18 protein-coding genes are annotated in these 15,377 nt (G+C 50.5%); all 18 read left to right on the forward strand.

The annotated features are described in order from the left end of the window. A partial coding sequence (locus tag WC747_04235; GenBank protein ID MFA5999198.1) for a glycosyltransferase occupies positions 1–826 on the forward strand: 826 nt, incomplete at its 5' end. Between the two features lie 2 nt (positions 827–828). After that, positions 829–1,068, forward strand: a complete 240-nt coding sequence (locus WC747_04240; GenBank protein MFA5999199.1) for a hypothetical protein — start codon at positions 829–831, stop codon at positions 1,066–1,068. Continuing rightward, on the forward strand, positions 1,025–1,342 hold the full coding sequence (locus WC747_04245) for a hypothetical protein (protein MFA5999200.1): 318 nt from the start codon (positions 1,025–1,027) through the stop codon (positions 1,340–1,342). Before WC747_04240 ends, WC747_04245 begins: the two co-directional genes overlap by 44 nt. After that, positions 1,342–1,518, forward strand: a complete 177-nt coding sequence (locus WC747_04250; GenBank protein MFA5999201.1) for a hypothetical protein — start codon at positions 1,342–1,344, stop codon at positions 1,516–1,518. Before WC747_04245 ends, WC747_04250 begins: the two co-directional genes overlap by 1 nt. A gap of 186 nt (positions 1,519–1,704) precedes the next feature. After that, on the forward strand, positions 1,705–1,899 hold the full coding sequence (locus WC747_04255; protein MFA5999202.1) for a hypothetical protein: 195 nt from the start codon (positions 1,705–1,707) through the stop codon (positions 1,897–1,899). Between the two features lie 206 nt (positions 1,900–2,105). Then, positions 2,106–2,525 (forward strand): hypothetical protein, encoded by a 420-nt coding sequence (locus WC747_04260; protein MFA5999203.1) that lies wholly within the window; start codon positions 2,106–2,108, stop codon positions 2,523–2,525. Between the two features lie 31 nt (positions 2,526–2,556). Further along, complete coding sequence (locus tag WC747_04265; GenBank protein MFA5999204.1) at positions 2,557–4,164, forward strand: hypothetical protein; 1,608 nt, start codon at positions 2,557–2,559, stop codon at positions 4,162–4,164. Position 4,165: 1 nt separating this feature from the next. Beyond that, entirely contained in the window at positions 4,166–5,884 is a 1,719-nt protein-coding gene (locus WC747_04270) for a phage portal protein (protein MFA5999205.1), read from the forward strand. After that, a complete protein-coding gene (locus WC747_04275) occupies positions 5,881–6,720 on the forward strand; it encodes a hypothetical protein (protein ID MFA5999206.1) in 840 nt (279 codons plus the stop codon). Before WC747_04270 ends, WC747_04275 begins: the two co-directional genes overlap by 4 nt. A 149-nt stretch (positions 6,721–6,869) precedes the next feature. Beyond that, on the forward strand, positions 6,870–8,555 hold the full coding sequence (locus tag WC747_04280) for an HK97 family phage prohead protease (protein ID MFA5999207.1): 1,686 nt from the start codon (positions 6,870–6,872) through the stop codon (positions 8,553–8,555). A 52-nt stretch (positions 8,556–8,607) separates the two neighbouring features. Continuing rightward, positions 8,608–9,591 (forward strand): hypothetical protein, encoded by a 984-nt coding sequence (locus tag WC747_04285; protein ID MFA5999208.1) that lies wholly within the window; start codon positions 8,608–8,610, stop codon positions 9,589–9,591. Positions 9,592–9,664: 73 nt separating this feature from the next. Continuing rightward, complete coding sequence (locus WC747_04290) at positions 9,665–10,330, forward strand: hypothetical protein (GenBank protein ID MFA5999209.1); 666 nt, start codon at positions 9,665–9,667, stop codon at positions 10,328–10,330. Further along, the gene (locus WC747_04295; GenBank protein MFA5999210.1) at positions 10,330–10,680 is read left to right on the forward strand and encodes a hypothetical protein; all 351 of its coding nucleotides are present in this window, start codon (positions 10,330–10,332) and stop codon (positions 10,678–10,680) included. The genes WC747_04290 and WC747_04295 overlap by 1 nt, the downstream gene beginning before the upstream one ends. 89 nt (positions 10,681–10,769) lie before the next feature. Beyond that, entirely contained in the window at positions 10,770–11,156 is a 387-nt protein-coding gene (locus WC747_04300; protein ID MFA5999211.1) for a hypothetical protein, read from the forward strand. A 461-nt stretch (positions 11,157–11,617) separates the two neighbouring features. Beyond that, a complete protein-coding gene (locus WC747_04305; GenBank protein ID MFA5999212.1) occupies positions 11,618–12,583 on the forward strand; it encodes a phage tail tube protein in 966 nt (321 codons plus the stop codon). A 21-nt stretch (positions 12,584–12,604) separates the two neighbouring features. After that, a complete protein-coding gene (locus tag WC747_04310; protein MFA5999213.1) occupies positions 12,605–12,943 on the forward strand; it encodes a hypothetical protein in 339 nt (112 codons plus the stop codon). 225 nt (positions 12,944–13,168) lie between these two features. Beyond that, positions 13,169–15,001 (forward strand): hypothetical protein, encoded by a 1,833-nt coding sequence (locus WC747_04315; GenBank protein MFA5999214.1) that lies wholly within the window; start codon positions 13,169–13,171, stop codon positions 14,999–15,001. After that, a complete protein-coding gene (locus WC747_04320; GenBank protein ID MFA5999215.1) occupies positions 15,001–15,375 on the forward strand; it encodes a hypothetical protein in 375 nt (124 codons plus the stop codon). Before WC747_04315 ends, WC747_04320 begins: the two co-directional genes overlap by 1 nt. Positions 15,376–15,377: the final 2 nt, after the last annotated feature.

Consider the following 15,377-nt stretch of genomic DNA (forward strand, 5'->3'; position numbering starts at 1 on the left):
AGTTATCTATCATGGTAACAATCCGAGCCACTTCTTCCCGATCCAAGACAAGGAAGATGTGAAGGCATTCCGCAAATCATACTTCAATGGCAAAGCAGATGATCGATTCTTGATCGTGAACATCAATCGCAATCAGCCTCGCAAGGACATAGCCAGAAGCCTCATGATACTCAAGGAGCTGTGGGATCGTGGCCGAAGACCATTGCTCTACCTGCACATGCAATATGAAGACTCAGGTGGCAACATCTTCACGATCGCCAATCAGCTCGGTCTCGGCAAGGAGTATGAATTCTTCCTGCCAAGTCCGAAGATCTTCAATGCCAATCAGGGCATGCCGATCGATGATGTGAATCGAATATACAATGCAGCGGATCTCGTGCTGTCCACTACCCTCGGTGAAGGGTGGGGATTGTCCATGACCGAAGCAATGGCCACAAAGACTCCTGTGGTCGCTCCAGACAATACGAGCTTCACTGAGATGGGTGCAATGAATCGTGTCAAGCTGATCCCGAGCGGTGCAGATCCTAGCATGTGGATCGTGAAGGAAGGTGACAATGAGCGTGTCCGACCACTCATGGATGTGAAGGCTGCAGCAGATGCAATCGAGCTGATCATGGATGGCAAAGAGAAGCCGAATGTCGAGGCTGCATTCCAGTGGGTCAGCAATCTCACCTGGTCCAATATCTGCAAGCAGTGGGTCGCTGTGGTAGATGAGGCTGCAATGGCTGCAGCAAAAGAGAATTTTGAATTGTCTCAGAAGCGTGGTCCTGGTGGCGAGTTTATGAATCGAGCTCAAAGGCGGAAGCTCGAGAGGAAGAAGAAGTAGCAATGGCGATCTATAGATACAAGCATGAATGGTGTGGATTCGAGCAGGATGTCTTCCTCGATGGAGTCGAGAAGCAGAATGTGGTCGTGCCATGCTACAGGTGTGGTCGAGATGTATCTGCCAGAATAGTCCGAGACAAGAGTGCCACAATAGGCAGGGCCAATGATGGAACTGTCGGAGTAACAAGGCGGAATCAGGATGCAAAACAAAGATCACAAACTCGAAGAAGTGGATCTCAATGATATGTACTCAGAGATAACTCCTCTGGAAAAGGCAGTCGGCTTCCTAGTAGCAGAGGAGACCTATGACTTGCTGACCTTCAGGGAGCAGCTCATAGTCGATCTGCTGTGTGCTGGATATACTCATGCCGAGATAGGCAATGTATTCGATGTGAGCCAGCCAAGTGTCTCCAGTAGTGTCAGGAGGCTTCGCTTCAAGCTGGCCGATGGCAAGCTGCAGATGATCCTGGAGGCTCGCCTAATGCTCAAAGAGGGCAAGCTAGGGAGTGCATTCTGATGGAAGCATGGCTTGCAAGACTCAATGAGAAGATGGCTCTGAAGTCAGGCATTTTTGTCTGCAGGCGGATCATCGCCATATCTGCTCACCTCCACCATATCGAGATGATGCAGATGCATGACCTCGCTCAGACACTCCTGCCGAAGCTAGAGCAGGAGCTGGAGGATCTCAGGTGAACTTCGGCCACTGTGCATTCAAAGGCTGCAAGAAGTGGTCTGGCACATGTCTCAGTCGCAATGGCGAGACACTGCTGCTCTGCAGAGAGCACTGGCAACATCTCACAGATCTTCACACAGAGGATATAATTGAATCAGCATTCAGCATGGTCGGAGCTGAGTCGCAAAATAAGGAGGGAGAGAATCATGTACAAGTACACAGTCCAAGCATTCAATGAGAGTGACCTCGGCAAGCTGGCTGTCATCAATATCGTGGTGACTGCAGCAACTGAAGAGGAGGCTCTGGAGAAGGCTGCAAAGATCAAGGAGCGGTCAAGCTATTCCATCATCGGAATCGAGCTCCTCGAAGGTGACAGCAGGCCACAAATTAAGAAGGGGTAGAGATGTCAAGGAAGCCACAGACAGCAACTGATGGCATCTCCAAGAATCCCGAGCATGCCATAACAGCCATAGTGCCATATACGGACTGGGCTGCTCTTGAGCGTGGCTTCATTCTGAATACTACACACACAAAAGTGCAGACCTGGCTCAATGAAGTACTCGGCTGGCCACCTAAAAAGATCCGCTCTGGCCACACCATGACGAAGGTGGCTGGATGGGGTAAGAAGCGAGAAGCATTCCAGGAGCAAATCACACAGGCCAAGATCGAAGAAGCTCTGCATCTCGAGCGGAAGAATGTGCCGACACTCCGACTGGCAAAGGCTCAGCTCATAGCCAACATTGTCAAGGATGTCGGTAGATGGGATCGCTTGAATATGATGGACAAGAAGCTGTGCTATGAGATCCTGAAGGTCGAGCTCCGAGAGCCGACCAATGTCAAGGACCTGCCACCTGCAGGAGCAAAAGATCCAGTGGAAGCATTGCTAGAAGAATTCGGCCTGATGGCAGATGGGGAGATTATAATCGATGACGAGCCAAGCACAGACAGCCTCGCTCTCAGCACAGCAGATAGCACAGAAGCTGCAGGTGCTGACAGCCAGACACCTGTGGAAGTACCACAAGACTAGATTCTACCGCTACCAGTGGCGGATCTGGCGAATGATCCTGATCCCTCTGGTCCAGAATCTTCTGGTGCTCACAGGTCGGAAGGTCACTGAAGAGGACATCGATGCCCTCGAATCAGTGATGCTCAACTTCGAGTACACCAGGCAATCAGGCAAGACTACATCTCTGGTCCATACAGTCGAGTCGATCATGCTATTCGTGACCAAGCTCTTCGACTTGCCGATTGAGATCGGCATCTTCGCTCCACAGAAGGAGCAGGCGAATACCGACTTCAAGCGATTGAAGAATGCTCTGTCCAAGTCCAGGCAGGATCTGATGATCATCGATCATGATGCCAATCGCAAGGCCAAAGAAGAGAGCAACTCCAAGACCATCACGCTCGGCAATGGATCGAGCTGCTACATATTCCCTGTGACCTCCACAAGCAAGCCTGAGTCCAAGACTCTCCACCTCATCATTATCGAAGAGGCTCAAGACATCGATGACAAGATCGTGAATGAAGACATCCTGCCGATGGGTGCATCGACCAATGCTGTGATCGTGAAGGTCGGTACTGCTGGCTCAATGAAGTGTGACTTCTATCGAGATATCCAGAAGGGCCGAGCCTATGTGATGACATACCCTGAGATCGCTGCAGACAGGCGGAGGATGTACGACAAGACAGGTGATGCTCGCCACCTAGTCTATGAGCGAACTGTGAAGAGCCTGATCGGCCAGCGTGGCCTGATGAGTCCTGAGATCCAGAAGCCATACTACAATGTCTGGCAGCTCGCAGGTGGCATGTACATCGACACTCATCAGCTCATTGCTGGTCGCATCGATAAGCCATTCGAGAATCCTGCAGGCGATCCTGTCTTCCTGGAATATCGGACCTGGTACAAAGCAGCAGTCCGAAGAGATCTCCTGGAGTGTGATCAATGGGCTGCAGATCATAAGCTCGAGCCTGAGCAGTATGAGCTCTATCGTGCATGGCTGGAGCAGGACCACTACTTCGGACTCGACACAGCGAAGAGCACTGACCAGACTATCCTCAAGATCGGCCGAATGATTCAAGGCAAGCTGACCATCGTGAGATCAGTCTCTGGTGGTCGTGGCACAAACTACGAGGATCAATTCGATACCCTCAAGGATGAGCTCAGCTACTTCAAGATCGGTGCTGGCTCGATCGACTCCACTGGACAGGGTGACTTCATGCCAGACAAATTCGAGAGGCACACAGGCTACAGGATCTTCAGGATGAAATTCTCTCGCATGACCAAAGACATCATGTACAAGGCTCTCTACCAGAAGCAGATCAATGGCAACCTGATGTACTACTGGCAAGATCCGATCAAGCATGGTGTGAAGATGATCGCTCCTGGCACACCGCTCACAGTCGAGCAGCAGACTGCCATTGCCTCGGAAGAATTCGAGGATGAATTCATTGACCTAGAGAAGCGATATGTGGGAGAGTACATGGTGGTCCACCATCCCGATCAAGAAGATGCTCATGATGACCATCCAGATAGCACAGCTCTTATGAATTTTGCATATGACAGTTACAATAATAGTAGTGGGATAAAACAATTTTATGCCGATAAAGTAGAATCTGAGAGGGCTGCAGCAGCAGCCATAGCAGAAGCTAATAGAGGAGCACAATAGAATGGGATTCGCAAAAGATGCATACACCCGAATAGTACTGAAGCCACTGGCTGACTATCTCGGAGATCTTGCAAAAGCAGATGGCAAGGCCAGCTCATCAGGCATGCAAGCGGTACTTCGTGACCGACTGCCATTCAGCAATCCATATCCAACTGGCCGAACAAAGCCAGGCTCTACCAATGGGATCGACTTCGCAACACTCCGCAGATTCTCTGTGCAGTATGATGTGGCCCGAGCAGCAATCAATCGCAGGAAGCGACAGCTCAATGCTCTCGACTGGGATATTGTCAATGCTGAGAAGGATGATCAGACTGATAACTCAGCCACAATCAAGCAGGTCAAGAAGGACTTCAAATCAATCGGTGGATATCGTGTCCGCTTCCGAGAGTTTATCGATACACTAGTCGATGATCTTTTGACACTGGATGCGATGGTCCTGTACAAGCGACCGACTGTCGATGGCAGCCTCTACTCTCTCGAGCCTGTCGATGCAGCCACCATTGTGCTCGAGCTTGATGACTCGGGCTCTACTCCTATGCCTCCTGATGTAGCATACCGACAGATCATTCATGGCAAGCAAGTCGCTGAATTCACAGCCGATGAGATGTACTACGAGATGATGAATTCTCGGACCTACACACCATATGGCCTCGCTCCGCTTGAGAGCCTGGTGCTCGGTGTCTCCGCTGCCCTGAAGTCTGATATCTACAATGTCCACCTGCTCACTGAAGGCAACATTCCAGAGGGCTTCTTCGGTGTGCCTGAAGCATGGACACCAGACCAGATCAAAGAATTCCAGGCACTGTGGGATGCAGCATTGTCTGGCGATACTCGTGCCATGAGCAAGATGAAATTCGTGCCATCTGGCAAGGGTGCTACTGGCTACACTCCAGCAGTCAAGCCTGAAGACATGCGATACAAAGAGCTGCAGGAATGGCTGATGCAGAAGACCTGCATGCTATTCGAGATCCAGCCACAGGAGCTCGGCTTCACTGACTCTGTGAACAAGAGCACAGGTGAGGTACAGCAAGACATCGGTATCAATACTGGCCTCCGACCACTAGCAGAATTCTTCCAGGAGATCTTCACCGATGTGATCCAGGTAGACATGGGCTTCGAGAATCTCGCCTTCAAATACACTGGCCTTGACCAGACTGATGAGCGTGGTACTGCAGAGACCAATGAGATCCTGATCCGCTCTGGCCAGCGTACTGTGGATGAGGTCCGACAAGAGCAAGGTCAGAAGCCTCTCGGTGTGGACAAACCATTCGTACTCGGCAATCCGACATTCATCGATGCAGAGTCACAGAAGACTCGAGCAGATGCTGCAGCAGCTCTCACAAGTCTGGCTGCAGGTGGTGGCGAAGATGACAAGCCAGATCCAAAAGATCCAGAAGAAGACCGCAAAGATCCTGAGAATGGTGATGTGCCTGCAGAGCAGAAGGAGAAGTCGGCCGAGCAGAATCACATCCAGCTAGTCACTGAGCTTCGAGCATTCCGCAAGTATGCTGTCAATCGCAAGAAGGATGGCAAGGCTCTCAGAGCATTCAAGTCTGATGTGCTGCCTCAAAATGTAGTGGATGAGATGAATACCAAGCTCAGCAAAGCTGCAGATGCTGAGGCGGTCCGAGCAATCTTCAAAGACTACATGGCAGATTATCAGGTGCAATTCCTTGCCGAAGTCACCAACCTTCGGAAGAGCCTGAGCCGAGTGGTATGAATAAGCTGCAGCGACTCACTGCAGCAGTCGATCGATTCCTAAACAAAGCCAGCAAAAAGAATGAGCCTCTCGAAGCATTCCGAGAGACCGATGACTACAAGGACTTCGAGCGATCGATGGCCGATGGCATCCTGGATCAAGTCACTGACATGTCCAAGAAGCTGCCAGGCTGGATGATGGATGAAGACTGGGATGAGAAGCGTGTCACCAAATGGGTCGAGGACAATCAGAAGTCGATCTCCAAGTATGTGAAGCAGAAGGATGTCTATGCTGTATTGATCCAGGCATTCACCTATTCAGTCGAGAGCTTCTACCAGAGGCAGGGCATCAAGCTGAAGAAGGCTGCAGATCCATTCGTGACATTCGAGCTGACCAATAGCTACTACCTGGATGCTCTGCAGGACCAGGCAAATTATCTGCTCAACAAGTCCAGCATCGATGAGACTACTCGCAATCGCATGATCAATCTGATCCGAGATACTCGGTCCAGCATGATGACAATCGATGAGGTGGCTGAAGCAATCGTGTCTGAATTCGAAGGGATATCTGATACTCGTGCATTCAGCATCGCCAACACTGAAGCCAATCAAGCCATGAGCTCAGCACAGCAAGCCTTCCTGGTGGAGAATGGTGTGCCGACAAAGGTATGGGTGGCAGCAGGTGGCAACACTTGTGCTATCTGCCAGGGCAATGCTGATCAAGGTCCGATACCAGTCAAGGACTCATTCGAGTCTGGCGATGATACCCCTCCTGGACATCCAGGATGTGAGTGCTATGAGGATGCAGGTGAAGAGATCGATCTCGACTCCATCGATGTCCTGTGGGATGGCTCATGACATGGAGCAGGCGGATCTTGAGTCGGTAGTGGATGCTCTCTTCGAGCGGACCGATGCTCGCATTCATGCCATCATGCATGAGATCTGCAAGAGGCTTGTGATTATCGACAATGATTCCATCAGTTATAATTCAAATAGAGGTACAACAAATGAAGAAGCCACTACACATCACGATCCCGATCACCAAAGTCGATGAAGAGCAGCGGATGGTATATGGATATGCCACTGTCGAGGAGCTCGATTCTCATGGTGAGATCATCACATACGAGGCCAGCAAGAAGGCATTCAGCAACTGGATCGGCAACATCAGAGAGATGCATCAAGATATTGCTGTCGGCAAGGCCATCGATATTGAATTCGATGATGATGCAAAGGGTGTATGGATCGGAGCGAAGATCTCCGAATCTACCGATGGCGAGAATGCCTGGACCAAAGTCAAAGAAGGTGTGCTTGCTGGCTTCAGTATCGGAGGCCGAGTCAATGATTGCAAGATGACTCAGATGATGATCGATGGCAAAAAGAAGATGGTCAATGTGATCGATGATTATGATCTCGGTGAGACTTCCCTTGTGGATAATCCTGCTGTGGCCTCTGCCACATTCCAGATCATCAAGTCAAAGGGTGGCAAGCTATTCCACGAGGAGAGCTTCGAGAAGCAACTCGGCCGACATGTCGCATGGTGGGAGAAGCAATTCCACTATTCGGATTCGCAGAACATTATGAAGGGATCGGTCATGGTATACAATGAAGATAGTATGGGCAAACAAGACACACTCGCAAAAAGCCTATGGCAAGGAGCAATGCTTGCCGATCTTGCTATGTGTTTGTCAGATTATATTTTCTGGCAATCATACGATGGCGAGAAGGATCTGTCTGCTCTAAAGTCTGCCCTCGAAGCTATCCAAGCTGCTGCTGCTGAAGAAATTCTTGAGCCAGAGAACTTCCCCGACTACGAGGAATCTATCGCCAATGCAGCAAAGGCACTAAACATTAAGAAGAGCGAGGAGCTAATCACTATGTCTAAGCAAGTACGAGATCGAGCAAAATCAGTAACAGGTGCAGAGGATCGGGATGCAGATGCTGCAGTCGTGACCACTGCTGAAGATAATGGCCGACCAGTGAATGACACTGCCGATCGTGCTGCTGAAGCAGGTGTACCTGTGGCTGGCACAGAAGTCGAGCAAGAAGTAGTCGGTGATGATGGCAAGCCAACTGGCGAGAAAGAGACTGTGGTCCAGCCTCTTGTCAATGCTGAAGGCGAAGAGCTTGTCGAAGTCGATGAAGAAGGCAATGAAGTAGTAGCTGATGCTGATGATTCCGAAGAGGAAGATCCAGCGGATGATCCTGAAGATGCAGAGGAAGAAGAGCCAGAGACTCCTGCTGCCGATGACAAGTCTGGCAAAGATGGCAAGGGCAAGCAGAAGAAATTCGCTCCCAAAGCCACAATTCAAAAGTCCACTGAACAGAGTGATCTTGCAAAGATGGTAGCTTCTGCAGTAGCGGATGGGATTGCGAAAGCAGTCGAACCGCTAAAAGAGGAGATCGCCAGTCTGAGGAAGCAGCCTGCTGCATCCAAAGTCCGCAAGACCTATACAGTGAAGAAGGGGGAAGATGTGGAGAATCCAAACGATCCAGATCCTAACTCGGAAGAAGGCAAGAATCAGAAGCACATGGATGGGCTGCTCAAGCGAGCTGATGAACTAGCTGCAGATCCTGCAGTCGGTACTCATGATGAGCGACTCAAGGTCGCATTCGAGCTCCGAAAGTATTCTCGACTTCTTGATCCTGAGAGTCGTGCCAAGCATGCCTCGGTCCGAGCCAGCTTCAGGCAATAAGTTACGCAATTCAATCAGTCAATAATGAGGTGCAAAGATAAGGTATACTTCGATGGAATCGAACCAAATCGCTCAACTAGTACAAGATGAAATTCGCAAGGCTGTGACATCTAGTACTTACACATTCAGTCCAAGCTCTCGATCAATTTACTCTCCTGAGAATCTTGATCCTGTAGTCAAGACTATTGTGCCAACAGCCACACCAGTCCGCAACTTCTTGCCTCGTGTCTCTGGCATGGGTGAAGCTGCATCATTCAATAAGCTAACCTCTCGCCTCGATAACCAAGCAGGCGGTACTGGATCTAGTGTAGGATTCGCTGATGCTGGTCAGCCAAACCAAACTAGCCAGAGCTACACATTCGTGAGCTATCCATACAAGCTGCTCGGTCGTGATGTAGAGATCGGTCGCAAGCAGATCGCATCGAATCGTGGTGGCAACCTGGAAGATGTCCGAGCTCGTGAAGAGCTTATCAAGACCACAGAGGTCTTGCTCGGTGAGGAAGTGATGACTCTCACTGGTGACGCTGCTCTGTACGCTACAGAGTACTCAGGCTTCAGCAAGCTCATCACCACCAACTCAGGAAGTGCTGGTCTTTTGACAGCCTCTGGTGTCTCGAGCTATGCTCAGACTCTATTCCAGAATGGTGCTGACCTGGTGTCTCACCTGGTCTTGAACCCTCGACAGAACCGAGCTCTGTCTGATCAGCTCGAAGGTACTGGAAGCATCCAGCGTATTGTCATCGACAATCAAGGTGCAGCTACAGGTGGTCAGCACTTGAGCAACATCGTGGATGGCAACACTGGTAACTTGATCAAGGTAGTGACCAGTCGCTATGCCTTGTCATGGGCCTTCCTGCTATCTGTCCGCAGTGCTGCAGGCGAGAACTGGATCGAGATGGAAGATCTCGAATCGATCAGTATCTATGATGTGCCTACGAGCAACCACAGTATTCAATCTCGTGTCTTCGAGACCACAGTGCTGAAGGTGATCGGTGAGCCATATCAGTACAAAGTCGGTGGCCTAGCTACATCCTAATCTGTAGCCTAGAGCGACTCCCCTTGAATCTATCGAGGGGAGTACTCTGAGCTATAATGAATACAGAGAGGGCATGATGGCAGAGAATCTTATCACACAAGCAGAGCTCGAAGCATACGCCCCTGATCTCGACCTGTCTTCATTCAGCCAGGCCACAATATCAGGGATGATATCTCGTGCATCCAAGATCATCACTCAGTACTGTGATGTCGAGGGATTCTTCAAAGTCAATGTGACAGCCGAGCGAGATCGAGCATTGATCTCTCCGAATGGTGACATGACCATCAGCTTCAGACGAAGGCCAGTGCAGGATGGTGACATCTCTGCTATTCGGCTTGTCGGTGTCGGCATGAGCCAGAGCTTGACTCTGGAGGATGGTGGCAATCGAGTCTACTTCATACCAAGTCCGAAGACCTATGTGATCTACCCGAGCAATTATCTAATCAGCATGGGTCGTGGCCTGCTGCATCTCGACTCTTCAGATCTCTTCTATGAGATTGACTACATGGGTGGCTATGCTACTGACATTGCAAACCTTCCCGAAGATCTCAAGGAAGCAGCCACACTGTATGTCCGAGATATGGTCGCTCGCAAATTCAATCCGACTGGAGCACAGAGCTTCACACAAGGCAGGGTCAGCATGAGCTTCGGCTACTCAAGTGGTCGCTCAAAGAGTGCTCTCGTGTCTGCTGCTGAAGATATCCTGGACTCTGGAGGCTATGCCAGGAAGGTGATCTGATGCCTCCTATCCTCGACAAGATTGTATTTGTGGCTCGCCTCGAGAAGAAGTCCAATGACATCGACAAAGAGCGGTATGTCACACATTCAGGCTATCTCGGCACAGGCCAGATCCCGACTGCTGCAGTCCGCATGAATATCCAGCCTGCTTCGGCCGAGACTCAAGTGCTGGTGGAGGGTGTCTTCGGCAAGACATACACAGCCTTCACGAGCTCTTCTGGTGTGGTCGAAGGTATGCAACTGACAGTATCAGGCACAGGCCAGCAATACTTCGTGAGAGGTCGTGAGGTGCATGACAATGGCATCCTACCTGATCACTATGAGCTCGTGCTCACAAAGGATAAGCGATGAGTGGTGGACTAGCAGTCGATGTGGAAGTGGTCGGTCTCAATGATCTGATCCACGACATCAAGAAGGCAGGTGGTAATGCCGAGCCTCTGGTGACTGCTGCCCTGACAAACTCGACCACACATGTGCAGCAAGAGGTCCGCTCTCGAGCTCCTCATGCATTCGGTACACTGCAGCGATCAGTGCTGCCTGAAGTCCGCTATCCAGTCGGTGAAGTCTCGGTCCAAGAATCATATGGCCGAGATGTCGAAGAAGGCACTGGACCGCATACTCCACCTTCAGATGCTATTGAGCGATGGGTCAAGAAGAAGGGTCTGCCTGGCAGTGCTCTATGGCCGATCATCAAGACCATCGAGAAGCGTGGTACTCGAGCACAGCCATTCTTCAAGCCTGGATGGGAAGCCTCGCAAAGCTACATCGGTGAGCAATTTGATAAGGTCATGGACAAGCTGATGTCAGCACTAATGGGGAGGAGATAGAATATGTGGAATGAATTATCTGCAGCGATTGTAGCTGTGGTCCAATCAAGCAATGAGGTAGACTCGACTGCTGTATTCGACTATGCCAAGAGCAAGATGACTGACTATCCATGCATCACTATCACTCCGCTCGATAACACCGAGACATATTTTGCCGACACTCATCGAGATGGTCGCACATACAACTTCGCAATCAGGGTCTACCAGGAGCGAATGGAGCAAGGCGAGTCTGACTCTGAGCGGATCATGAGGACCATCGTGGATGACCTGATCAGCAAGTTTGACAATGACATCTATCTCGGTGCAACTCTGCAGGGCAGAGGCTTCTGCAGACCGATCCCGAGTGTGTGGCAGTATGTCCAGGGAGAGCAGGTCAATACTCGCATGGCCGAGATTATCCTAGCCTGTGTAGTTATACAGTAGAGCAATATCACATATAATACGAATAGAGGAGAAATATCATGGCACTAGATATCGGAAGAAAAGGATGGGCTGGAATCGCACTGGAGGCAACTCCTGGTGTACCTGTGCCACAGACTGATGTAGTACCATTCACCGAGAATACTCTCATGGCCAAGCATGAGCCGATTCCTAATGAGGCAGCTTATGGTGTCCGAGAGAAGACCTTCGATGCTGTGATCGGCAAGAAGTGGTCTGAAGGATCGATCTCAATCAATGCCGACATGGATGACACAGGGCTCTTCCTGTATGCAGCACTCGGCACAAACACTCCAGCCAATGTCGCTGGCTCAGTTTATGATCACACAATGGTCCGCAATAACAGCAACACTCCGAAGACCATGACAGTCACTCAAGCTCGTGGATCTGTGGATAAGCAGTACTATCCTAATGTCGCAGTGAAGACTCTGGAATTCAGTGTGAGTGATGCACTGGTAGAAGCGAAGGCATCATTGCTCGGTCGCTTCCCAATCACTACCACTTCAGGAAGCCTCACAACCGCTTCAGGCGGTATCTACAGCTTCGCTGACTCTCGCTTCGCATTCGGCACTACAGTCGCTGCAGCAGGGTCTGCAAGCAATCTGAAGCCACATGACTTCAAGCTCACACTCGAGAACAACACCACAGCAGTATTCCGACATGGATCTGCAGAGCCTGACACTATCAATCATGGCGAATTCGAAGCAACTGTCGAAGCCTCACTATACTTCGAAGGTACTACTCAAAGGGATGACTTCTATGCTCTCAACAGGAATGCTGCAAGCTGGAAGGTCAATGGTCCTGGGATCGGTGGCGGATATAGCTCTAGCCTTGAGGTGAGAATGTATCGTACATACTACGAAGACTTCCCTCTCGAGACTGGACTCTCCGACTTCTACGCTGTGAAATTCAAGCTCCGTTGTGCATATGACAATGCCAACTCAGCCAGTGTCGATGCTGTCTTGAGGAATACACGATCAAGCTACTAATAACTAGGGAGGTGCAAACACATGCCATATTTTAAGGAAGGCCGAGAGACTCGCAAGGTCAAACTGCCAAGCAATAGCGAATACTGGGTCGAGATCTATCTCGGTATCAAATGGGGTCAGACCAAGCACTCACTGCTTCTGAAGGAAGATGGTGAAGTGGATATGGTCCTGTCGGCCGACAAGATGCTGATGATGATCGTGAAGGACTGGAATCTCGATGGAGCTGATGGCAAAATCGTGGAAGTCTCTGAAGAAGCAATGGACATGCTCGAGCCTGCAGATGCTCTCTACCTGATCAAAGAAGCAGGAGCAGATGAGGCCACTGCCAAGAGCTCAAAAAAAAACTCAGCCAAGAGCTGATATCCTACTTCAGCTCTGAGGAATCTGATCGGCCAGTGCCGAGACCATACCTCGACTATCTACTCTGTAAGCAATTCGGGTGGACCATTGCTGAGCTTGATGATCAGCCTTCAGAGAGGATACTCGAATTCTTGAGTATAATAAGGATAGAGGGGAGCTTCAAAAACATGGAGCAACAGAAGCTCGAAGCGGAGATGAAACCCAATGGCTAACACAAGAGATCTAATGGTCCGAATCAATGGAGACACCAGTGGTCTCGAGAAGGCTCTCGGCAAAGCGGAGAAGTCAGGCTCGGGGCTCGGTGCTGCATTCAAGAAGGCAGAGGGATCTTCATTCGCTCTGCTCGGTGGACTGACTGCTGCTGGCATCGGTGCTGCTGTATTCGGTGCAAAGTCGATGGAGGCATACAATGCATCTGTCGAAGCTAGTCAGAAGCTCAGGACCAACCTGCTGAATGTGAAGGGTGCTACTGAAGAGCATGTGAAGTCTCTTCAGAATCAGGCTGCACAACTGCAGAAGATCGGTGTCATCGAGGATGATGCAATTATTGCTGGACAATCTCAGCTTGCAACATTCAACCTGCAGGGATCTACTATCGAGAAGCTCACACCGAAGATCGCTGACATGGTGGCACAGCTCAAGGGCCACAATGCCACTGCTGAAGATATGGTCACGATCAATAACCTAGTCGGTAAGGTGATGACAGGCAACATCGGTGCTCTGTCTCGCTATGGTGTCACACTATCTGAGACTCAGAAGGAGCAGCTCAAGAATGGTGATGAGACTCAGAGGGCCAACATATTGAATGAGGTCCTGGCACAGAATTATGGCAAGGTGAATGAGGCACTCCGCAAAACTCCACAAGGTCAGCTCACTGCATTCAAGAATACATTCGGTGACTTCATGGAGCTGGCTGGTGAATTCACAAGCAACCTAGTCGGTCCGCTGATCGGAGCATTCAATGGATGGTTCGAATCTATGGGTGGTCCTGAAGGTGTCATGAAGGCACTCAAAGAGACAATGGAATCAATCGCTCCCTGGCTTCCAGTTATTGCTGGTGCTATTATCGGTGGCCTGATCCCTGCATTCGTGGCTCTCGGTGTGTCTATCTGGACCGCTCTTGCTCCGCTCTTGCCATTCATTGCTGCAGGTGCAGCACTCGGCTTCGGTGTCAAGTTATTGATCGACCACTTCGGAGGACTGGATCAAGTCATGAAGAAGCTGCAGCCTGCCATCCAGGTGATGTCAGATCTCTGGAGTACTTATCTGCAGCCTGCCCTGATGGAAGTGTGGAAGGTATTCCAGGAGCGACTACTGCCAGCACTGAAGCAGCTATGGGATCAGATCTCTCCGATCCTGATTCCTGTGCTGAAGACTCTCGGCATCATACTCGGTGCAGTGGTCTTCGCTCAGATCATGATCTTCGTGGAAGGACTGAGACTGGCGATCGGCTGGATCTCAAACATAATCAACTGGGTCAGCAATGCGATCGGCTGGCTGAAGAACTTCATCGGAGCTGTCGGCAATATCGCTGGTCAAATCGGTGGAGCTCTAGCTGGTGTCTACAATGCGATCACCACACCATTCTCAAAAGCATTCGACTTCATCACTGGAATCCCTGGCAAGATTGTCGGAGCTGTCGGCAATATCGGCCAGCTTCTTCGAGACAAGCTCGGTGACTGGGATATCCCTGGTCCGCTCGGCAAGGTCCGAGATGTGATCCCTGGCTTCGCAGAGGGTGGCTTCACTGGTAGAGGTGGTGTCAATGAGATCGCTGGTATTGTCCACAAGGGAGAGTATGTGCTGCCTCAGAGCGAGGTGGATCAGATGTCTGGTCGGCCGAAGCTATTCAGCAATGATGAGCGTATCAATACTGGTGGTGGCCTCAGCGGTGGTCCGAGCACAGTGATCGAATTCAATCCAACATTCCAGGTCGGAATGTTTGCTGGCATGCCTACTGAGTACCGAGAGCTGGCTGAGCGAATGTGGGTCGAATTCCAAAGGATCGCACAGAGCAATGGAATCAAACTACAAACAATCGGAGCGAGGTCACAATAATGCCAGTACTACCTATCACAGTCAATTCAGGCACACTACCTCGCCAGCCATCAAAGCTCAGAGAGTGGCGTGAGTATATCCAGACAGACAACTTCGCAATCGATGGAGCGGTGCAGAGGAATCGAATCAGGACTCCAAGCAATCCGCTCGGCTTCAAATTCAATGTGGAGATGATCTTCGAGAATATCTCGATCACTGAATTCGGCCAGCTCGATGCCTACTTCCTGCCTGGCTCTGGTGTCAATTATTATAATCCGAGCTCTAAATATGGGGTGCTCAGCTTCTCTGGTCTGCCATACCCTGATGAGAGCGATGACTATGCTCCTGGAGATTCACTCTTCACGACATACAAAGTCAAGATAAGGCAATTCTAATG

It is taken from the genome of Candidatus Babeliales bacterium (assembly GCA_041660205.1).
Classification (GTDB): domain Bacteria; phylum Babelota; class Babeliae; order Babelales; family Chromulinivoraceae; genus JACPFN01.

Bases quoted from the DNA above. Each gene is read 5' to 3' on its own strand.
- WC747_04240 (MFA5999199.1), top strand. From the start codon at position 829: ATGGCGATCTATAGATACAAGCATGAATGGTGTGGATTCGAGCAGGAT.
- WC747_04245 (MFA5999200.1), top strand. From the start codon at position 1,025: ATGCAAAACAAAGATCACAAACTCGAAGAAGTGGATCTCAATGATATG.
- WC747_04250 (MFA5999201.1), top strand. From the start codon at position 1,342: ATGGAAGCATGGCTTGCAAGACTCAATGAGAAGATGGCTCTGAAGTCA.
- WC747_04255 (MFA5999202.1), top strand. From the start codon at position 1,705: ATGTACAAGTACACAGTCCAAGCATTCAATGAGAGTGACCTCGGCAAG.
- WC747_04265 (MFA5999204.1), top strand. From the start codon at position 2,557: ATGATCCTGATCCCTCTGGTCCAGAATCTTCTGGTGCTCACAGGTCGG.
- WC747_04270 (MFA5999205.1), top strand. From the start codon at position 4,166: ATGGGATTCGCAAAAGATGCATACACCCGAATAGTACTGAAGCCACTG.
- WC747_04275 (MFA5999206.1), top strand. From the start codon at position 5,881: ATGAATAAGCTGCAGCGACTCACTGCAGCAGTCGATCGATTCCTAAAC.
- WC747_04280 (MFA5999207.1), top strand. From the start codon at position 6,870: ATGAAGAAGCCACTACACATCACGATCCCGATCACCAAAGTCGATGAA.
- WC747_04285 (MFA5999208.1), top strand. From the start codon at position 8,608: ATGGAATCGAACCAAATCGCTCAACTAGTACAAGATGAAATTCGCAAG.
- WC747_04290 (MFA5999209.1), top strand. From the start codon at position 9,665: ATGATGGCAGAGAATCTTATCACACAAGCAGAGCTCGAAGCATACGCC.
- WC747_04295 (MFA5999210.1), top strand. From the start codon at position 10,330: ATGCCTCCTATCCTCGACAAGATTGTATTTGTGGCTCGCCTCGAGAAG.
- WC747_04305 (MFA5999212.1), top strand. From the start codon at position 11,618: ATGGCACTAGATATCGGAAGAAAAGGATGGGCTGGAATCGCACTGGAG.
- WC747_04310 (MFA5999213.1), top strand. From the start codon at position 12,605: ATGCCATATTTTAAGGAAGGCCGAGAGACTCGCAAGGTCAAACTGCCA.
- WC747_04315 (MFA5999214.1), top strand. From the start codon at position 13,169: ATGGTCCGAATCAATGGAGACACCAGTGGTCTCGAGAAGGCTCTCGGC.
- WC747_04320 (MFA5999215.1), top strand. From the start codon at position 15,001: ATGCCAGTACTACCTATCACAGTCAATTCAGGCACACTACCTCGCCAG.